We start from the raw sequence: 18,356 nt of genomic DNA, 5'->3' as shown, positions 1-18,356 counted from the left end.
GCGGCTCGGTCGTTGCTTGATATCACGCCGCCTTGGCGACGTGATATTCTTTGATGGCAACCATCTTGATGTCTTTCCAGCGCTCGGACTCGTAGTTCAGCGAGAAGCCGTCCTGCGCCAGGAATACCGGGTCGCCGTCGAGATCGCGGGCGATGTCGCCGCGGCGTGCGGTGACGAAGCGGTCGATCTCACCCGGCTTGTCGGACGAGATCCAGCGGCAGACCGAGAAGCGGGCCATTTCGAAGGACACCGGCAGGCCATATTCCCCCTGCAGCCGCTCCTTCAACACGTCGAGCTGCAGCGCGCCGACAACGCCGACGATGGCGGGCGACCCGTCCTCGGGTGAAAACAGCTGCACGACGCCTTCCTCGGCCATCTGCTGCAGCGCTTCCTTGAGCTTTTTCGCCTTCATCGCATCCTCCAGCCGCACGCGGCGCAGGATTTCCGGCGAGAAGTTGGGAACGCCCTGGAACACCAGCTGTTCGCCCTCGGTCAGCGTGTCTCCGATCCTGAGCGTGCCGTGGTTGGGAATGCCCACCACATCGCCGGCATAGGCCGTATCGGCGAGCTGGCGCTGCGAGGCAAAGAAGAACTGCGGCGCGGTGAGGCCAAGCTGTTTTCCGGTGCGCGACAGCCGTGCCTTCATGCCGCGCTCAAGCTTGCCCGAGCAGATGCGGGCAAAGGCGATGCGGTCCCGGTGGTTCGGGTCCATATTGGCCTGGATCTTGAAGACGAAGGCCGTCATCTTGTCGTCGGTCGCATGCACCGTGCGGGTGTCGGCAACCTGGTCGCGCGGCGGCGGCGCGAAATCGCCAAGTGCATTGATCAGATCGCGGACCCCGAAATTGCGTAGCGCTGAACCGAAGAAGACCGGCGTCATGTGGCCTTCGAGGAAGGCCTTTTGATCGAAGGGCTTGCAGGCTTGCTGTGCCAGTTCCAACTCGTCGATAAAGGTGGCGCGTTCGTTTTCCGGCAGGTTTTCGGCGACGTTCTTCGGGCTGTTGACGGCGAGCGCCTCGACCTGCTTGTCAGAACCACGGAAGGTGTTTTCGACGAGATTGTACGAGCCGCAGAAGCTTTCGAGCGCCCGACCGGCCAGGTGATCGGGGCCGTATCGAGCGCCAGCTTCTCCTCGACCTCGTCGAGTATCTCAAAGATGTCGCGGCTTTCGCGGTCCATCTTGTTGACGAAGGTGATGATCGGGATGTCGCGCATGCGGCAGACTTCAAACAGCTTCAGCGTTCGCGGCTCGATGCCCTTGGCGGCGTCGATGACCATGACGGCCGCGTCCACCGCCGTCAGCGTGCGATAGGTGTCGTCCGCGAAGTCCTCGTGGCCGGGCGTATCGAGGATGTTGAAGACATTGCCGCCATACTCAAAGGTCATCACCGAAGTGACGACCGAGATGCCGCGTTCGCGCTCGATCTTCATCCAGTCGGACCGCGTCTGGATGCGGTCCTTCTTGGCCTTCACCTCGCCGGCAAGCTGGATCGCGCCGCCGAATAGCAGCAGCTTTTCGGTGAGCGTCGTCTTGCCCGCATCCGGGTGCGCGATAATAGCAAAGGTGCGGCGGCGGGAAACCGCCTCGGCGAGACTTTCGGCCATATGTCGAGATTCCTGTGAGTTGTGCGCTATCTAGCGATTTCGGCCCGACTTTGCAATTGACCCGCGTCTACCGGCGGCAAAGTAATGCCCGTCATGACCCTTCACGCGCAGACCAGCCCCACGCTCAGCCTCGTCCGTCTGCCCCATGGCGCGGATATCGAACTGCCATCCTATGAAACGGCGGGTGCCGCCGGCATGGACCTGCGGGCAGCGGTCGAGACCGAAAGGCCATTGATACTCTCCCCGGGCAAGCGCGCGCTCGTGCCGACCGGCTTCGTCTTCGAGATACCGGATGGATACGAGGCCCAGATCCGCCCGCGCTCCGGCCTTGCCTTCAAACACGGCATCACCTGCCTGAACACGCCGGGCACGATCGACAGCGATTATCGCGGCGAGGTCAAGGTCCTGCTCGTCAATCTCGGCGAAGAGGACTTCGTCATCGAACGCGGCATGCGCGTGGCCCAGATGGTTGTGGCGCCGGTGACGCAGGTCTCCGTCCGCGAGACGGCGGGCACTAGCGAGACAGCGCGCGGTGCCGGCGGTTTCGGTTCGACGGGGGTGTGATTAGGAAAGCGGCGGCAACCGCCGCTTTACCGGCGAGGATTTGACGATCGAGGTGTTGGTCTGCGCTCTCTCGGCGATCTTGTCGAGGATCGTGTCGAGTTCCTCCATCGAGCGCACATAGATGCGTGCGATGAAGCAGTCGTCGCCTGTCACCTTGTCGCATTCGACGATCTCAGGCGTTTCCTGAATGATCCTTTCGACGATATGCAATTGCCCCGGCATCGGCCGGACGCGGACGATCGCCTGCAGCAGGTAGCCTAGTGCGGCCGGATGCACGCTGATCGTATAGCGGTCGAGCACGCCGCGCTCTTCCAGCTTGCGCAGACGATCGGCCGCGCTGGGTGATGACAGGCCGACGGCTGCGGCAATTTCCTTCAGCGACAGACGGGCATTGTCTGCCAGCAGGTCGAGAATGCGTCCGTCAACGGAATCCAACATATTTTTCTCCGAAGGTGATTATCTGTTTGTGCCTTCAATTATAATGGATATGACGCTGATTGCCTATCCTGCTTCATAGATTGCAGCGTACGCACTCAATATCCTTGGCCTCTCGATACAAGGAGTAAGGCGATGGACAGGGATATCCGCAAGGGCACGGTGGAAATGAGCGCGGCGATGCTCATTTCCGGAACGATCGGATGGTTCGTGGTGATGTCCGGTCAACCGGTGGTCAGCGTCGTCTTCTGGCGCTGTTTCTTCGGTGCGCTCAGCCTGCTTGTCGTCTGTGGTGCGCTCGGCTTCCTGCGCCCCGGAATCCTGAACTGGCGCATCTTCGCAATCGCGGTTCTCGGTGGCATCGCCATCGTTGCAAACTGGTTGCTGCTGTTCGCCTCCTATAGCCACGCCTCGATCTCCATCGCGACCACGGTCTACAACACCCAACCCTTCATGCTTCTCGGCCTCGGCGCTCTGTTCCTTGGTGAGAAGATCACGCGGATGAAGCTGTTCTGGCTGCTGCTCGCCTTTGCCGGCATGCTGGCGATCGTTCAGGGCAAGGGCGGCGGCGCGATGCCGGGCTATGGTATCGGCATCCTGCTCGCACTCGGCGCGGCGTTCTTCTATGCGCTGGCAGCGCTCGCCGCCAAGTGGCTGAAGGGCACGCCGCCGCATCTGATCGCCCTGATTCAGGTCGCAACCGGTGTGTTGATGATGGCGCCTTTTGTTGATCTGTCGGCATATCCGCAATCGGCAGGACCCTGGGCAATGCTGATTGCCATGGGCGTCTTGCATACCGGGCTGATGTATGTGCTGCTCTACGGCGCCATCCAGAAGCTGCCGACCCATCTGACCGGCGCCCTGTCTTTCATATATCCGATCGCCGCTATCCTCGTCGATCGCTTTGCCTTCGGCCACGCGCTGCAGTCGCTTCAGATGGTCGGCTCGGCCGTCATCCTGCTTGCCGCGGCGGGTATGAATCTTGGCTGGTCGCCTGCCACCTGCAGAAAATTCCGGCCGGCAGGGATGGTTAAGCGACGCGCCGAAAAGGCCATCAACTTGAAATGAACGGAGAAGAGCGATGATCACCTGCAGCCTTCGGTACACGATCGATCCCTACAAGCTTGCCGACTTCGAGGCCTATGCGAAGCTCTGGATTCCTCTGGTCAACCGGCTGGGCGGGACGCATCACGGCTATTTCCTGCCGCATGAAGGCGCCAACAATATCGCGCTGGCGCTGTTCAGTTTCCCGAGTCTGGCCGCCTATGAACACTATCGCCTTCGCATGGCCGAGGACGCCGAGTGCAAGGCTGCGTTTGCGCTGGCGGAGGAAACCCGTTGCATTCTCAGCTACGAGCGTAGTTTCATGCGGCCTGTCTTCGAATAAACAGGCCGCTGGATCCTTTGTGTTAGAACGTCACTTCCGCGGACGGCCGCAGGGCGATGGCATGCGCGCCGGCGTCGAAGCCGTCGAGCACGGCGTTGTGATGGGCGATGATCTGGTCGAAGGTGAGATTGCCCATGTCGGCGGTCGTATGGCCGTCGGAGAGAAGCGTGACGTCATAGCCGAGCGTGACAGCGCGCCTTGCCGTCGTATCGATGCAGAACTGCGTCATGCAGCCGCCGATCACCAGATGGCTGATCGAGCGCTGGCGCAGCTGCGCATCGAGGTCTGTGCCGAAGAAGGAATCACAGCTCTTCTTGTGGATCACCGCCTCGCCGGAGATGGGGGCGATTTCATGCCGCAGGCCCCAGCCCATGCTGCTGCGCGCCAAGGGATCCCCGGGGCCGCCATCGTGCTGGACCATGAAAACCGGGATATGGGCGGTGCGGGCCCGGGCCTGGACGACCTGCAACCGGCCGATCATCTGGTTGAGCGCCGCATCGATCGCCGGCTGCCGTTCCGGCGTCCCAAGCCCGGCCACAATGGCGTTCTGGACGTCGATGATCAAAAGGGCTGTGCTCATGGTCTTCTCCTTTGAATTTTCTGTGCTTTTACCCGATTCCCCGGCGTGCAAAAGCCCTTTTCTTTAGAGCTGTTTCAATGCTGGACAGATTGAAAAATCCGTAGTGGAGGACTATTGCTGCGCTACCGTCCGGAGGAGATAAACATGACCATTCCCGTGCTGCTGGCCTATTGCGCCGCTCTCTTCATTGCGGCCGCCATTCCCGGGCCGGGCATGACCGCGATCGTCGCACGGGCACTGGGATCCGGTTTCCGCGAGACCTTCTTCATGGGCCTCGGTCTCATTCTGGGTGATGTCATCTATCTGACGGCCGTCATTCTCGGCCTTGCCTTCATTGCGCAAACCTTCACCGCGGCCTTTACCGTCATCAAGATCGCCGGTGCGCTCTATCTCGTCTACATCGCCTGGAAACTCTGGACATCAGGCATTCTGGCGCAGGACGTCAAGGCGAGGACTACAGGCAATATGGGAATGTCGTTTCTCTCAGGCCTCTTGGTAACGCTCGGCAATCCGAAAACCATGCTGTTCTACGTGGCGCTGGTGCCGACGCTGATCGACCTGCACAGCATCGGCCTTGCCGATTATGGCCTTTTGGTTCTCGCGACATTTCTTGTGCTTCTGGCGGTGCTGCTGCCCTATATCCTTCTGGCGACACGGGCGCGGCTGCTGCTGAAACAGCCCCGTGCCCTGAAAACCCTGAACCGCGTCGCGGCCAGCATCCTTGGTGGAACGGCCGCCTATATCGCTACCCGCGCGGCCTGAAATATTCGTCTCGCAAGCCCTCGTTCCACAACAGTTTTTCCCCCGCCTGCGAGGGCTGCAGGATTGGCGCTCTGGCAAGGCCGGGGCTTTGACCCTATTGTCTCTTCCAAGAATGGAAAAAGGGAGAACTCCATGTCCGAACCACGCAAGCCCGGCCGCGGCCGCGTCTATTCCTCGATCACCGAGACCATCGGCGATACGCCGATCGTACGCCTCGACAAGCTGGCAAAGGAAAACGGCGTCAAGGCCCACCTTCTGGCCAAGCTCGAATTCTTCAATCCGATCGCCTCCGTCAAGGACCGCATCGGCGTTGCCATGATCGAAAGCCTCGAAGCGCAGGGCAAGATCACGCCCGGCAAGACCACGCTGATCGAGCCGACGTCGGGCAATACCGGCATCGCGCTGGCCTTCGCTGCTGCTGCCAAGGGCTACAGGCTGATTCTCACCATGCCCGAGACCATGTCGATCGAGCGCCGCAAGATGCTGGCGCTGCTCGGCGCCGAACTGGTGCTGACGGAAGGGCCAAAGGGCATGAAGGGTGCCATCGCCAAGGCCGAGGAACTGGCGGCAGCGACGCCGGACGCGATCATTCCGCAGCAGTTCGAAAATCCGGCCAACCCGGAAATCCACCGCAAGACGACCGCGGAGGAAATCTGGAACGACACTGATGGCGGGATCGATATCTTCGTCTCGGGCATCGGCACCGGCGGCACGATCACCGGCGTCGGCCAAGTCCTGAAGGCCAAAAACCCTGCGGTCCAGGTCATCGCCGTCGAGCCGGAAGAATCGCCGGTCCTGTCCGGCGGCGCGCCGGGTCCGCACAAGATCCAGGGCATCGGCGCCGGTTTTGCACCTGCCATCCTCGACACCAAGATCTATGACGAGGTGGTGACCGTGAACAGCGCGACCGCCATCGAAACGGCCCGCCATGTGGCGCGTCTCGAAGGTGTGCCGGTCGGCATTTCGTCGGGTGCAGCGCTTGCGGCAGCCATCAAGGTCGGCCAACGCCCGGAAAACCAAGGCAAGACGATCGTGGTGATCATCCCCTCCTTTGCCGAGCGCTACACCTCGACGCTGCTGTTCGAAGGGCTTGGCGGCTGATCCAAAGTTTCGAATTCGTGCAAGGGGCGCTTCGGCGCCCTTCTGCGTTCAAGCAGCCGCCGTCAGCCGCTCGCCGGCGACGCGGTAGGAGATGGCTTCCGCCAGATGGATGCGCCCGACGGTGGCTTTTCCATCGAGATCGGCGAGCGTGCGCGCCACTTTGAGGACCCGGTGGTAGCCGCGTGCCGAAAACTTCAGCTTCTCGGCAGCGTCGCGCAGCAATTGCAGGCCGCTGGCATCCGGTTCGGCCATGGTCTCGATCATCGCCGTCGTGCAGCGCGCATTGGAAGAGATGGATGGCGTCCCAAAGGCGATGAAGCGGTCCTGCTGGATTTCCCGGGCCCGTGCCACCCGGCGGGCGACGGTGGCGCTCGTTTCCGCCTGCATCGGGCGAATGAGGTCGGCGGCGGTGACGGCCGGTACGTCGATGCGAATATCGATCCGGTCCATCAGCGGCCCGGAAATGCGGCCCTGATAATCCGAGACGCAGCGCGGCCGCGGGCGCAGGTATGTCCGGGCTCGCCCGCCATGCCGCAGCGGCAGGGGTTCATGGCCGCCACAAGCTGGATCGCGGCCGGATAGGTGACCCGATGATTGGCACGCGCGATGATGCACTCGGCCGTTTCCAGCGGCTGGCGCAAGGCATCAAGCACCTGCGGCGTGAATTCCGGGAACTCGTCGAGAAACAGCACGCCGTGGTGGGCAAGAGAGGCTTCGCCGGGCTTGGCCCGCAAGCCGCCGCCGATCATCGCCGCCATGGTGGCGGAGTGATGTGGGGTGCGAAACGGCCGCCGGTCGGAAAGCTTGCCGCCGGCGAGCTGACCGGCGATCGAGTGGATCATCGAGACTTCGAGCAGTTCGGCAGGCAAAAGCGGCGGCAGGATCGAGGGCAGGCGGGCGGCAAGCATCGACTTGCCCGATCCGGGCGGTCCGACCATCAAAAGGTTATGATTTCCGGCGGCCGCGACTTCGAGCGCGCGCTTGGCACTTTCCTGGCCCTTGATATCCGCAAGATCAGGCATGTTGGCGGCATTGGAGCGGATCGCCGGCTCGGGGCGCGACAGGACCTGGGTGCCGCGGAAATGATTGGAGAGTGCAATCAGGCTGCGGGGTGCAAGGATATCCATTCCGCTGCCGGCCCAGGCGGCTTCGGCGCCGCTGTCGGATGGGCAGATCAGCCCCTTGCCGAGCGCATTGGCGCCGATGGCAGCCGGGAGGGCGCCGGCAACGGCCGCAATCGTGCCGTCGAGATTGAGCTCGCCGATCACGACATAACCCGCGAGCGCGTCGGCAGGGATTGCCCCAAGCGCCGCCATCAGGCCAAGCGCGATCGGAAGATCGAAATGACTGCCCTCTTTGGGCAAATCGGCCGGTGCGAGATTGACAGTTACCTTCTTGGCCGGAAGCGAAAGGCCGGAGGCATGCAGGGCAGCTTGAACCCGCTCCCGGCTTTCCGCCACCGCCTTGTCCGGAAGGCCGACGATCTGCATTGAGGGGTGGAATAATTACAACCTTTAAATGTGTAGATAGAGTATTTTCCCGTCGGTGGGGACAGACTTGCTCAGCGCTTTGTTAGTCGAGCTTCGGCTGCTTTGCGCCTTCAATTCGGTCGTTCAACTCTGCTGGCGAATTTCCTGGAAGCTGCCATTCGACCAATTAGAGAGGATGCTGAATTGGGGTGGATTGCAGACTGACCGCTTCCGTCTGCAGGGCCGGAGAAGCGGACGCCAACGGCTTTGTAAAGTTCAATGTCGATGATACCGCCGAACGCGAAGGTCGCCCCGCCTCCAAGGGTGCTGCCAACAAGCTGACCTTTGCGGCGTAGGCGCTCAGCATGCCCTCGACAAGTCGGTCGTGTGTATGCATCGGAGGGTCTGCAGCTTCTCACCTGTGCTTAGTCGTGCTGGTCACTGTAAGTAGTCGCCATCAAAGATTCGCCGACCTCGTTGAAGACCGAGGATATGGAGTCGACTGTTCCCTTGAACATGCGGCTTGCTTGTCGTCAGTTGATCAAGGAGGAGAAGAGGCGACTACCTTCTCGACTTTGATGCTTTCGAAACCGCCGTCGCAGAAGTCTTCGTTTTCAGACAGAGCTCGATAGAGCTTGGCCAACCAGTAGTTCGGCCCGGCGACATCCTCGAAATCTCCAGCCAGCTCGCTCAATTTTTCAGCCACCCGATCGGCATCGGCATCCTTGCCATATGCCCGGCGCAACGATGGGTACTGGCTTCCGAGATGATCCAGTCCCATTAGACGATATCTGTCGGCAAGGCCCAGTTCGGTGAAATGGGAGCGCAAGTGGAGGAATGTCTGCTGCTGCATCCCCTCGGGCCGAACCACCCTGTAGGAAAGGATCAGAGCATTTTCGGCCATTCGAGTGCGCACCTGGATGAATTCCTCATCGGGAATTATGTCGTAGCAAGGATGCAGGAACATTCTGACATCGGTACCAGCATCGACGATCCGATCGCGCTTCTTCGTGTTGCAGTGCGAACAGCATGGCACCAGGTTCTTCGGAAAAATCGCGAACTCAGGATACTGCTCCTTCGGGAGATAGTGATCGAGGGTGGTCGACTCGCTGATGCCGCAGAAAGGGCATCGCGCGACGGCGACCCTCTTGAGCATATCGCCCCGCAGAGCTTCCATCGGCTTGGTTTCGACGTTGAACGCGTGACGCATGGCATCTTTTTGCAATGTTGTCATCACTGCCTTGCTAAGTCCTCCGACTTCCGGTGTCGCGTCTTCGTAGCTTTGGTAGGAGGCAAGGACCTTTGCCCTGACCGCTTTCATGCGGACGCGCCGCCGCTTCTGCTTCGCCGCAGCTATGTCGTCGAATATGGTCTCGGCCTCGACTGCCAACAGGGGGATGGACCGCATCCCTAATCCTCAATCTCATCGCGCACGCTCAGCACGTACGAGCGAGCTGCGAAACCCAGAGGTCTTTCGAACATCTCCTCGATCTCTTCGAGCTCTGTGTTTTCGGCAAGATCCCGCAGTGTGGAGTGCCAATCGGTGGAGCCGTCCCCGAGGTTGAACACCTCTTGGGTTATCACTCCGATATTTTCTGCAAAAGTCTCGATTTCGGGGGCAAGAACCATATTCCGGTCCCCAGCGCGGCGAAGCACGCGAACGAACCTGGCGGGCGTTTCTTGAAGCACGACCGGTGAGTGAGTAGCGATCACGGCATACCCGTCGAAGGTCTCCAAGCAGATTCGCACGCTCTTCAAGAACGCAGCGAGCAACGGAGGATGCAGATGCGTCTCGGGCTCATCGATCAGAACCAGCGTCGGATTGGAGCCGGAAATGTGGGCCGTCAGCTCCGTGACTATCTTGAGAACCACTTTGTGACCGCTGCTCAAACCGTTGAACAGCTCCGCCAGCTCTCTTTCCTCCTGGTTGGAGAACAACTGAGTCAGGCCGATGCGTTCGAATGATGGATCCCGGAACAACGGACGAAGAATTTCGAGTAATTGGCCGGATCGATCGGCGATCCTGACGCGCTCTATTGCTTGAAGGAACTCGGATTGCGTCTCCACGGGTGTCTTGAGCCGATAGATTTGTTCTCCACGTGGACCATCTACTTCAGCGCGCTCACGCAAACCGCAATAGACGTAACCGAAGATCTCCCCTTCGTCCTCGAGACGCTGTTTCTCGACGTCGGTTCTGCCAGGAATAACGAAAGTGTCGAAGGCGCTGTAGGAGACGACTACAACGGTTTTGAAAGGCGGCGACCCATCCGTGAACCGCCCTGCCGCCCTGCCCAGCACATCTTCCTTGGTTTGGTAGCCGTACCCACTCGCCACGATGGCCAAGTTCGACAACAGCCGGGTTTTTCCGGTTCCGTTGTATCCGATGAGGGCGTTGATCCGGTTCGGCAGATTGGCGCGTCGCCGGAAATCGAAACTAACCGCGAAGGACTTTGCAGAATCCGCGACGCGGGTTCTGAAATTGACCCGGAAACCGCGACTGCGCCGCCTGATCGGCAGCGTTTGAGCGCGAAGCAGCCGCGTTGCGTCGACTATAGTTCGCTCTGCTCCGCCGAAACGAAGCAGGGAGACTCGAAAACCATCGGAGTCTTCCACCGCCGCCCTAGCGTCTTCGCTGAATGCGATATCTCGCAATCCTTGGAGGAATGGCTGGAAAACGTTCGGTCCTAACTTGTAAAGGGTTTCGTAGTAATCGATGTCTCCGCCGAGTGACCCGTGTCCCTCGGACAGTTGCGTGAACACGCGCCGCGGCATTTTCGTAAACCCGCTCTCGCGGTCTGCCTCGATGATCTTTATCGTACCTAAGTCGATCTTGTCGGTGGCCGACATCAGCAATGTGACGTGGAAGGTAGATTTGTAGCCGTAGTCGTCCCAGTTGTCCTGTACCAGGACCGCATGCGGGTACAGGTCAGTGGTTGGCGATTCACCTTCCCTGAAATTGACGATGAAACGCACGGAGTCGTCTCCTGTTGCAGTTAGCTTAGACCGTTGTGAGCACGTAACGCTGATGGTTGGAGAGGCATCGTATAGGCACGCATGTGAAAAATATCTCATCGCCGATGTGCCGCGCCCGCGCAAGCACTCGTCCAGAATAAACGGGCGCTGAGCCGAAGTCACCTCACACTTCGACTGGCAGCTTTCAGTATTATAATATTTGATTTCGACTAACCGTAATGGGGTCGAAGGCGGCGATCGCGATCGAACCTGCTGTATGGCAGCTACTTTATCCTCGACCGTCGCAAGCGGACAGCCCGCTCACGGCACCAATTCGGTAAGTCGCTCGTACTGATGTCAAACCGCATCGAACGCATTCGAACTCGATAATCGTAAACGTCCTCCCGGAACCGACCCGACAGCGTCCACCCGCACCGCTTGTAAAAGCGTATCGCCCTCTTGTTAAAGGCAGCGACCTCTAGAACCCGAGCAACGTCGAGCACCGCATTAAAAAGCAGACTGCTGCCGATCCGATTTCCACGGAAATCCCTTCTGACGAAGAGACCGTGTACCATTGTGAGGTCATGGGAAATCGACCCAATCACCTTCCAGTCTACGACACCCCACCGATGTGCATGCCGACCTTGCCCGGTGCGACCATGACCTGAACATCGACAGGCACGCCCTCTATGCCCTGAAATGCAACCGTGCTGACACGCGCGACCATGATTGCCCCTGTTCTCCGACCGGCGTGTTCATCTCGCCCGCCTCAACCCTTTTTGGTTGTATCCGAAAATCTTGCACGATTAACGGAATAAAACAAGAACAATTATCGAACAGAATTCCGTTTTGGAATCGCTATGGTTGCGTCAGGTTGTATTTTGCGAACAGAGGCGAACAACCGTGAACACGCATCAGGCGAGTGACGTCAGCCGCGCTTTTTCTCGATCGCGTCCCAGAGCAGGGCTGCAATATCGGCGCCGCCGAATTTCTTGACCTCGCGGATACCCGTCGGCGAGGTGACGTTGATTTCGGTCATGACTTCGCCGATGACGTCGATGCCGACGAGCAGGAAGCCGCGTTCCCGCAGGGCAGGGCCGATACGGGCGCAGATTTCCTTTTCGCGTGTCGTCAGCTCGGTCGGCATCGGCGTGCCGCCGGCGTGCATGTTGGAACGGGCATCGTGCTCGGCCGGCACGCGGTTGATGGCGCCGACAGGCGCGCCGTCGACGAGGATGATGCGCTTGTCGCCCTTGCGCACGGCCGGCAGATATTCCTGGGCGATGAAGGGTTCGCGGAACATCTGGCCGAACATTTCGAGCAGCGAAGACATGTTGCGGTCGTCGCGGGTCGAATGGAAGACGCCGGCGCCGCCATTGCCGTAAAGCGGCTTCAGAATGATATCGCCCATCTCGGCACGGAAGCGGGCGATTTCCGCCGGATCGCGGGTGATCAGCGTCTTCGGCATAAGGTCCGGGAATTCGGTGACGAAAATCTTCTCCGGCGAATTGCGCACCCAAGCCGGATCATTGACAACAAGCGTCTTCGGGTGGATGCGCTCCAGAAGATGCGTCGAGGTGATGTAGGACATGTCGAAGGGCGGATCCTGACGCAAAAGCACCACGTCCATGGTCGAGAGGTCGATGCGCTCGGCCTCGCCCAGCGTGTAATGATCGCCCTTGACGTCGCGCAGTTCCATCGGCTCGACGGCGGCGATGATCTTGCCGTCGCGCATGCTGAGCTTGTCAGGCGTGTAGTGAAACAGCTTGTAGCCGCGCGCTTGCGCCTCAAGGCTCATGGCAAAGGTGCTGTCGCCGGCAATGTTGATGCCCGAGACATGGTCCATCTGGACCGCGACATTAATGATCTTCGCCATGTGTCATTTCCTGTTGAGATGTTCCGCCACATGTAAATGCCGCGCACCGCTTAGACAAGGTGGAGAGGACAAGGCGAGGGACCATACCGGGTCTTCGACCAAACCGGTTGTTTCGGCTCAGCGCATTGGCGGGCGCGACGACACATTCACGCGGCTGTTTTCGCCCGTGGCTTGAAATCCCGCTTGCCTGCGGGGAGGTGGAACTCGGCCGGGACACATCGGGTGCCGGATTGAGTAAGATTTAAGTGACACACGATGTGCCCCGTCTCGGTGGTTTTTACCTGCAACTCCGGTTTCTCGTCGGGGTGGCGGTACCATTTGCGGTACGGGGCAACACGAAAGAACCTTCGTGCTACCTGGATATGTCTCACGACACATCCGTGGCCGGTCCTCCTATGTGCCGCACAGGCACGCCCCGCCCTGTTTCAGGCGAGAGGGAAACCATTTTCTGCAGGCCCCTGCGGCAGCATCTGCGTTTCAAACGCAAACCGAAGGCACCGGCCCCGCCTCGCCGGCAACGCTCTCCGGTGTATCCGATGGCGGGACGGGAAGAGTATGGCACGGGTGCGGGAAGCGGGGATTTACGGGGATGAATTTTTTGGGGAACGCGATCGAACGGGTCCAAGTGACGTGGGCAGGCAGCCTTACGAAAGCTCCTCTTCAAGCAAGGAAAGCCCCAGCCCGTGCTTGATCGTCTTCAGTGCGATCAGGCTCTTGTATTTTCGCACGAGCGCCTGTTGCTCGCTCATGAGCCTCTCGATGAACGCATTGTATTCGTCAAGATTGCGGACGGCTACAAGCAGGACATAATCCATATCGCCGGTGACGTACCAGCACGACTGGACTTCAGGGGCACGGTCGAGCCATCGCTGGAATTGCTCCAGCGTGTGCCGATGTTCGTTCTGGATTTCAAGCTCGACCAGAACGGACAGCGTGCGATCGACGGCCTTCGGACTGACGACCGCCACGATTTTTTCGATGATCCCGTCCTGCTTGAGTTTGCTGATCCGCCGTTCGACGGCCGAAGTGGAAAGATTGACCGCATCAGCAATGACCTTGCCGGGAACATCGGCGTTCTCCTGCAGCATCGAAAGAATGGTCCGATCAGTAGCATCCATAGCGTAGAACCGAAGTTGTGAGCGGAAAAGCCGACAAGAAATTTAAAAAGGCGCGGCTTATCCGCGCTGAAAGCGCATACCATCTCGCCATGACAAAACAAACACCTCTTTCAGCCGTCAAAATCGAAGATGCCCGCAAGCGCATCGATCCGATTTTTCTGAACACCAATCTGCTCCGTTCCGAAAGGTTCGGGCTGTCGCTTGTCGTCAAGGATGAAACGCAAAATCCGATCCGCAGCTTCAAGGGGCGCGGGACGGGGTATTTTCTCGCCGATCTCGCCACCGGCAGAACCCTCTCGTCACGGCATCCGCCGGGAACTTCGGTCAGGGGCTTGCCTACAATGCCGCGCGGCATGGGCGATCTCTGGTCGTCTTCGCCAGTCTGAACGCCAATCCGCTGAAGATCGAGGCCATGCGCCGGTTTGGCGCGGAGGTTTTCCTCGCCGGGGACGATTTTGACGCTGCGAAGGAGGCCGCTAAAATCTACGCTGGCGAGCGGGGCCTGCCATTCATCGAGGACGGCGCGAGCGCGGCCATCGCGGAAGGGGCAGGAACAATTGCCGCCGAACTGACGGAAGAGGTCGAAGATATAGACGCCGTCTTCATTCCGCTTGGCAACGGTGCTTTGGCGGCCGGAATTGGATGCTGGTTCAAATCGCGTTCGCCGCGAACCAGGGTCATTGCCGTCGCTGCCACCGGTGCCCCGTGCATGGCTCTGTCCTTCAATTCAGGGGACGTGATCTCGACGCTGGAGGCGCGCACGATTGCCGATGGAATTGCCGTCCGGAGTCCGGTGCCATCGGCTCTCGGCTGGCTCAGAGACACGATCGATGAAGTCGTTCTCGTGGATGACGCTCAGCTTGTCGATGCAATGCGGTTCGCCCACGAAACATGGAGCCGTCTTGTCGAACCAGCCGGTGCGGCGGGGCTTGCCGCAATTCTTGCGCAGGCAGCTGCCCTGAAAGGCCGCCGTGTGGCGACGATGTTGTGCGGTGCCAACCTTACCGATCAACAGATCAAGGCATGGCTTCCATCCGCCGTAAAGGGCGGTACCAGCGCCTGTTAGAGGAACGCAATCGATTTTTTACTGCCCGAACTAGCGTCGCCGCGTCACGAAAGTGGGTGTTGCCACCCGCATCGCTAAACTTCATGGATGTCTGACAAGCTGCGCGCGATTGAGTATAGCGTAAAATCTGGCCTTTCCTGAGTAGGCATAGACCTTTCGCCCGGCGTGCACGCGGGACTTGCCCGCACGCTCCGCGCGGGGGATGGAAGCGGACGGTTTTTGGATGGCAGATAGCGCCTGCTTCGATCATTGTCTTTGAATGCGACTTTCGGCCACCGCTTTAGCGATTTCCTCGACTTTGCCTCTGTCAAAAAACTGCTCCAAAACTGCTTTGACTGTTGCACCAAGCGACCATGAGTGGGTAACTTTGGTAACCACTTTGTCCGGGTCATGCAAAATCATCCAAGTTCTGATGGTTCCTAGCATGGTGCTAACAGGTGAATTCGCGGATACTTTTTGGACATAGTTGGCTGGAATAATTTCATTCAATTCTGCAAGGCTTGTAATACCATATTCCTCTAGTTCTCGTATCAACCTACTTGGCACAGCCTCTCGGCTTTCTGGCTCCCGCAATCTGAATTTATTCTCTTCGGCCCATTTTTCCATAAAGCCATGAAGGCTTATAGAATTGATTTCTATGTCAAGATCACCTTTTGCTGAGTCATCCTTGACGGATTCTAGGTAGTTATCAAGAGATCGGGAGAGATCGTCGAAACCCTGATCCGCAGTCTCCAATAGACCTGCAAGAAGAAAAAGTCGCCTTTTAAGATGTCGAGGTAGTGATCCAGAAAATTTATAATTTCTGTCGTGAGCGATCTCTGTTCAGGCATGCTGTAAAACAGTTCTAATTTGAAATTCAAATTTTAAGTCTTTCAACGACTGAAATTCAGGCAATTTTATCCGATCGTCACCGAGGTCGCAGACGAAGTGTACTGATCGATAACCCACTTGATCGGCTGACATTCTTTCATCAGTATTTGAACTGTTTTTTTCATCAACTCGAAACGCAGATCGAATGACTTGGGAGATCTTGGCTACATCACTTTCAAAGTAGACAATTACCCTTACGCCCGTAATATCCGTCATCTGGGATTGAGGTTGCGTGTAATCTTTGCGCCTGACTTTCTCAACAGCGCTATCGATATCCTTGGAGCGTCCCTCAATTGCCAGTACCTCTATCCCGTTCTCAGTCGCAAGGTTTGTGATAATTGATACCACCGCATCTTTCAGATTTAGGAAGCGCTTATGGTTGGCTTCCAGCCAAACCCGAAAATCGTCGTCCCTCTCGATCACGCTCGCCACCGTAGATGCATTCTTTTTCGTTGCCATAAATATCCTCAGTTCAGTAACCTGCTCCCGATGTGTGATTTAGATACCTAAACTAAAAGGTTGTAAACGGACACGCTACCTCTTGGAGCCAGGCGCCGAATTCCTAGATGTAGTTGGTCTCCTGGGGAGCAAAGTGTCGCCGGGGACTGCGATCTGGACGTCCCCGGCGTTCATCGCTCCATGGCACCTTTTCCGGCGATGATCTTGGGTCGAAATTTCTCGATGCGCGACCTTCGCGTTTCGGGGTTCCTGGTTGAGCCAAGATTGATCACATAGCTTTTCTGGCGCCCGGGCGTCAGGCTGCGGAAGGCTTCTGCGAGTTCAGGATCGGAGTCCAGAGCGTCAACCAGTTCATCAGGCAGTTCTACTTCGCTCTTCTCCTTTGGCGGTTTGACGCCCGCCTCCGCATATTCCATCGCCTCTTTCAGGTAAGACAGGATAACGGCCCTCATCTTTGCGACTTGAGCATCGTCCCCGAAACGGATCATGTCGGGGTATTGGGTGTTCGGCCCCTGCTTCTCAAGGGCGCCGCAGGGATCTTTCATCAGTGCGGCATTGAAGAAGCTCAAGCGGAAATCACCGCGGAAAGCGCCGAGGATGGCAATGTTGCGTCCTGCATGAACGTAACAGGGGTGCCCCCATTTTACCGTCTCGGCCAGCCCCGCATCGACGCAGATCTGACGCAGGTCGTTCAGGCCCTGCAGCCAGCGCCGCGCCGAACAGTCTGGTCCCGCAAAACGCTCGCAGCGCCCGCATCCCTTCGTAAAATAGTCTTCAATTTCAGTGATCATCATATGCCCCGGGATTTCCCGCGTTTGTTTCCATCAAAGGAAAGGATCAAGTTGCATCCTGCGACGCTGATCCCCGCCACCTGACCGCATAGGGCAAGACGAACATGTACAGACCGGTGAACATCAGCAGAATGAGCGGTGGCAACGGCGCATATACGACCCATAGCGGTGGCTCTCCCAGCGCCATGGCCACAAAGTTGGCAATGACGGCCCCAACGAACAGGATCGAGAGCCATCGGTGCGCCTGGCGAATCCACAGATTTGAAATCATTGAAAACTCCTGTCGTTAGGGGCGTTGAAAGCGTCCTGGATTTCAATCCGCCCCGGATAAAACCTGCTCCAGCCTTGCAAGAAACCGGGGCCAGCCTGCTTTGGCGCCACCATAGGCCTGCCTCTGATCCGGCCGGAATCCGGACTGCTCCATGCGCAGATGGGTTCCTGTTGCGGTGGGCGTGAGCGTAAACGTCACGATGCTGTTCAGATCGAAGGCGGGATCGTCGTGTTTGAAATTCCAGGTATAGGACAGCATTTTTTGCGGCTCCATGACGAGCACCTCGCAATTCAGAACGCCACCCCACTCACCGCGAAGATGAAACCGGTGGCCGACGACAGCCTTGAAATCATTTTTCATCAGCCATTCCGCGATGAGATGCGGCTGGGTGAGGGCGCGCCACAGCTTTTCCGGCGGATGCGCGATCTCGCGTTCTACGACGATTGTGCGTGTTGCAGCCGATGCTTCGCTCATTGATCCATCCTGTTCAGCAGGTCTTCAAGCGTGTTGAATCGACCCTGCCAGAAGCCCGTCATCTGGTTTGTCCATTCGGTCAACGGAGCGAGGGCACCGAGTTGCGCGCTGTAGTGGGTTTGGCGGCCTTCGTGGCGGTCGCTGACCAATCCGGCCCCTTTGAGGATGGCCAGATGCTTCGACACCCCGGGCTGGGAAACGCCAGCCAGAGCCGTCAGGGCCGCAACCGTCTGGTCGCCATCGCGGCACAAGCCCTCGAAGATGGCGCGTCGCGTTGGGTCGGAAAGAGCCTTAAAGAGTGTGGCTTGATCTGGCATGAGGATGCATAACTCGCTGGCTATCTGTTTGACTCATAGCCAACGAGCTATATATTCGTCAAGGGTTGTTTGAAGAAGAGATGACTTGGCTGCGGTTCCGCACATTCGGCAGCCAGCTCCAACGCCTGTGCAGTGTCCTGCCTGCCGGCGGAAACCGCGAATGCCTGCGCCAGCCGTGATCCTGAGCGTGCCGTGGTTGGGAATGTCGCCGAGGGTCGTGGCGAGGGAGTTTCATGTTGATTTGACTGCACCTGTCCCC

The 18,356-nt window shown here is 58.6% G+C and carries 18 protein-coding genes and 3 pseudogenes; 7 read left to right on the top strand and 14 right to left on the bottom strand.

Annotation, left to right across the window (positions count from 1 at the left end; all coding sequences use genetic code 11):
- Positions 1–22: 22 nt before the first annotated feature.
- Positions 23–1,605: pseudogene (locus P6U16_RS09940) on the bottom strand (peptide chain release factor 3).
- A 93-nt stretch (positions 1,606–1,698) separates the two neighbouring features.
- Between P6U16_RS09940 and dut the strand changes: the two are divergent.
- Complete coding sequence (gene dut, locus P6U16_RS09935; protein WP_277703810.1) at positions 1,699–2,169, top strand: dUTP diphosphatase; 471 nt, start codon at positions 1,699–1,701, stop codon at positions 2,167–2,169.
- Here the strand turns inward: dut and P6U16_RS09930 are convergent, their stop codons facing one another.
- Complete coding sequence (locus P6U16_RS09930; RefSeq protein ID WP_277703593.1) at positions 2,170–2,607, bottom strand: Lrp/AsnC family transcriptional regulator; 438 nt, start codon at positions 2,605–2,607, stop codon at positions 2,170–2,172.
- A gap of 132 nt (positions 2,608–2,739) precedes the next feature.
- Between P6U16_RS09930 and P6U16_RS09925 the strand changes: the two genes are divergently transcribed.
- Both P6U16_RS09925 and P6U16_RS09920 read left to right on the top strand, forming a co-directional pair.
- On the top strand, positions 2,740–3,672 hold the full coding sequence (locus tag P6U16_RS09925) for a DMT family transporter (RefSeq protein ID WP_277703592.1): 933 nt from the start codon (positions 2,740–2,742) through the stop codon (positions 3,670–3,672).
- A gap of 13 nt (positions 3,673–3,685) precedes the next feature.
- Positions 3,686–3,991: an NIPSNAP family protein gene (locus tag P6U16_RS09920; RefSeq protein WP_277703591.1), complete on the top strand. Its 306-nt coding sequence runs from the start codon at positions 3,686–3,688 to the stop codon at positions 3,989–3,991.
- A gap of 22 nt (positions 3,992–4,013) precedes the next feature.
- Here the strand turns inward: P6U16_RS09920 and P6U16_RS09915 are convergent, their stop codons facing one another.
- On the bottom strand, positions 4,014–4,571 hold the full coding sequence (locus P6U16_RS09915; RefSeq protein WP_277703590.1) for a cysteine hydrolase family protein: 558 nt from the start codon (positions 4,569–4,571) through the stop codon (positions 4,014–4,016).
- A gap of 144 nt (positions 4,572–4,715) precedes the next feature.
- Here P6U16_RS09915 and P6U16_RS09910 point away from each other — a divergent pair, with 144 nt between their 5' ends.
- Both P6U16_RS09910 and cysK read left to right on the top strand, forming a co-directional pair.
- Positions 4,716–5,333 carry a LysE family translocator gene (locus tag P6U16_RS09910; protein ID WP_277703589.1) on the top strand — a complete coding sequence of 206 codons (618 nt, stop codon included), beginning with the start codon at positions 4,716–4,718 and terminating at the stop codon, positions 5,331–5,333.
- A 132-nt stretch (positions 5,334–5,465) separates the two neighbouring features.
- The gene (cysK, locus tag P6U16_RS09905) at positions 5,466–6,434 is read left to right on the top strand and encodes a cysteine synthase A (protein WP_277703588.1); all 969 of its coding nucleotides are present in this window, start codon (positions 5,466–5,468) and stop codon (positions 6,432–6,434) included.
- A gap of 48 nt (positions 6,435–6,482) precedes the next feature.
- On the opposite strand, the pseudogene P6U16_RS09900 reads toward cysK, so the two are convergent.
- Positions 6,483–7,924 (bottom strand): annotated as a pseudogene (locus tag P6U16_RS09900) (YifB family Mg chelatase-like AAA ATPase); the annotation flags it as partial.
- Positions 7,925–8,112: 188 nt separating this feature from the next.
- Between P6U16_RS09900 and P6U16_RS09895 the strand changes: the two are divergent.
- Positions 8,113–8,259, top strand: coding sequence for a hypothetical protein (locus P6U16_RS09895; protein ID WP_277703587.1), 147 nt, complete (start codon positions 8,113–8,115; stop codon positions 8,257–8,259).
- Positions 8,260–8,444: 185 nt separating this feature from the next.
- Here the strand turns inward: P6U16_RS09895 and P6U16_RS09890 are convergent, their stop codons facing one another.
- The 4 genes from P6U16_RS09890 to P6U16_RS09875 form a co-directional block, all read right to left on the bottom strand.
- Entirely contained in the window at positions 8,445–9,311 is an 867-nt protein-coding gene (locus P6U16_RS09890; RefSeq protein ID WP_277703586.1) for an HNH endonuclease signature motif containing protein, read from the bottom strand.
- A gap of 2 nt (positions 9,312–9,313) precedes the next feature.
- Positions 9,314–10,876: an AAA family ATPase gene (locus tag P6U16_RS09885; RefSeq protein ID WP_277703585.1), complete on the bottom strand. Its 1,563-nt coding sequence runs from the start codon at positions 10,874–10,876 to the stop codon at positions 9,314–9,316.
- A 907-nt stretch (positions 10,877–11,783) separates the two neighbouring features.
- Positions 11,784–12,731: a glutathione synthase gene (gene gshB / locus P6U16_RS09880; protein WP_277703584.1), complete on the bottom strand. Its 948-nt coding sequence runs from the start codon at positions 12,729–12,731 to the stop codon at positions 11,784–11,786.
- A gap of 644 nt (positions 12,732–13,375) precedes the next feature.
- Positions 13,376–13,819, bottom strand: a complete 444-nt coding sequence (locus P6U16_RS09875; RefSeq protein WP_349017695.1) for an Lrp/AsnC family transcriptional regulator — start codon at positions 13,817–13,819, stop codon at positions 13,376–13,378.
- Between the two features lie 119 nt (positions 13,820–13,938).
- On the opposite strand from P6U16_RS09875, the pseudogene P6U16_RS09865 reads away from it, so the two are divergent.
- Positions 13,939–14,915 (top strand): annotated as a pseudogene (locus P6U16_RS09865) (pyridoxal-phosphate dependent enzyme).
- Positions 14,916–15,161: 246 nt separating this feature from the next.
- Here P6U16_RS09865 and P6U16_RS09860 read toward each other — a convergent pair.
- The 6 genes from P6U16_RS09860 to P6U16_RS09835 all read right to left on the bottom strand — a co-directional run bounded on the left by P6U16_RS09860 (position 15,162) and on the right by P6U16_RS09835 (position 18,097).
- Positions 15,162–15,650, bottom strand: a complete 489-nt coding sequence (locus P6U16_RS09860) for a hypothetical protein (RefSeq protein WP_277703581.1) — start codon at positions 15,648–15,650, stop codon at positions 15,162–15,164.
- An 87-nt stretch (positions 15,651–15,737) separates the two neighbouring features.
- Complete coding sequence (locus tag P6U16_RS09855; RefSeq protein WP_277703580.1) at positions 15,738–16,244, bottom strand: RelA/SpoT domain-containing protein; 507 nt, start codon at positions 16,242–16,244, stop codon at positions 15,738–15,740.
- 170 nt (positions 16,245–16,414) lie between these two features.
- Positions 16,415–17,035, bottom strand: a complete 621-nt coding sequence (locus P6U16_RS09850; RefSeq protein WP_277703809.1) for a YdeI/OmpD-associated family protein — start codon at positions 17,033–17,035, stop codon at positions 16,415–16,417.
- 46 nt (positions 17,036–17,081) lie between these two features.
- Positions 17,082–17,306 (bottom strand): hypothetical protein, encoded by a 225-nt coding sequence (locus P6U16_RS09845; protein WP_277703579.1) that lies wholly within the window; start codon positions 17,304–17,306, stop codon positions 17,082–17,084.
- Positions 17,307–17,348: 42 nt separating this feature from the next.
- Positions 17,349–17,780, bottom strand: coding sequence for an SRPBCC domain-containing protein (locus P6U16_RS09840; RefSeq protein WP_277703578.1), 432 nt, complete (start codon positions 17,778–17,780; stop codon positions 17,349–17,351).
- Positions 17,777–18,097, bottom strand: coding sequence for a metalloregulator ArsR/SmtB family transcription factor (locus P6U16_RS09835; RefSeq protein WP_277703577.1), 321 nt, complete (start codon positions 18,095–18,097; stop codon positions 17,777–17,779). Before P6U16_RS09835 ends, P6U16_RS09840 begins: the two co-directional genes overlap by 4 nt.
- Between the last annotated feature and the right edge of the window lie 259 nt (positions 18,098–18,356).

The sequence above is a fragment of the Rhizobium sp. 32-5/1 genome, from assembly GCF_029537235.1.
Taxonomy (GTDB): Bacteria; Pseudomonadota; Alphaproteobacteria; order Rhizobiales; family Rhizobiaceae; genus Pararhizobium.
The sequence above is the reverse complement of the archived record's forward strand: the minus strand, read 5'-3'. Positions and strand labels throughout refer to the sequence as shown.

Coding starts and splice junctions, on each gene's coding strand:
- cysK (WP_277703588.1), top strand. CDS start 5,466: ATGTCCGAACCACGCAAGCCCGGCCGCGGCCGCGTCTATTCCTCGATC.
- P6U16_RS09890 (WP_277703586.1), bottom strand. CDS start 9,311: ATGCGGTCCATCCCCCTGTTGGCAGTCGAGGCCGAGACCATATTCGAC.
- P6U16_RS09910 (WP_277703589.1), top strand. CDS start 4,716: ATGACCATTCCCGTGCTGCTGGCCTATTGCGCCGCTCTCTTCATTGCG.
- gshB (WP_277703584.1), bottom strand. CDS start 12,731: ATGGCGAAGATCATTAATGTCGCGGTCCAGATGGACCATGTCTCGGGC.
- P6U16_RS09835 (WP_277703577.1), bottom strand. CDS start 18,097: ATGCCAGATCAAGCCACACTCTTTAAGGCTCTTTCCGACCCAACGCGA.
- P6U16_RS09855 (WP_277703580.1), bottom strand. CDS start 16,244: ATGGCAACGAAAAAGAATGCATCTACGGTGGCGAGCGTGATCGAGAGG.
- P6U16_RS09925 (WP_277703592.1), top strand. CDS start 2,740: ATGGACAGGGATATCCGCAAGGGCACGGTGGAAATGAGCGCGGCGATG.
- P6U16_RS09930 (WP_277703593.1), bottom strand. CDS start 2,607: ATGTTGGATTCCGTTGACGGACGCATTCTCGACCTGCTGGCAGACAAT.
- P6U16_RS09915 (WP_277703590.1), bottom strand. CDS start 4,571: ATGAGCACAGCCCTTTTGATCATCGACGTCCAGAACGCCATTGTGGCC.
- P6U16_RS09875 (WP_349017695.1), bottom strand. CDS start 13,819: ATGCTGCAGGAGAACGCCGATGTTCCCGGCAAGGTCATTGCTGATGCG.
- dut (WP_277703810.1), top strand. CDS start 1,699: ATGACCCTTCACGCGCAGACCAGCCCCACGCTCAGCCTCGTCCGTCTG.
- P6U16_RS09845 (WP_277703579.1), bottom strand. CDS start 17,306: ATGATTTCAAATCTGTGGATTCGCCAGGCGCACCGATGGCTCTCGATC.
- P6U16_RS09850 (WP_277703809.1), bottom strand. CDS start 17,035: ATGATCACTGAAATTGAAGACTATTTTACGAAGGGATGCGGGCGCTGC.
- P6U16_RS09840 (WP_277703578.1), bottom strand. CDS start 17,780: ATGAGCGAAGCATCGGCTGCAACACGCACAATCGTCGTAGAACGCGAG.
- P6U16_RS09920 (WP_277703591.1), top strand. CDS start 3,686: ATGATCACCTGCAGCCTTCGGTACACGATCGATCCCTACAAGCTTGCC.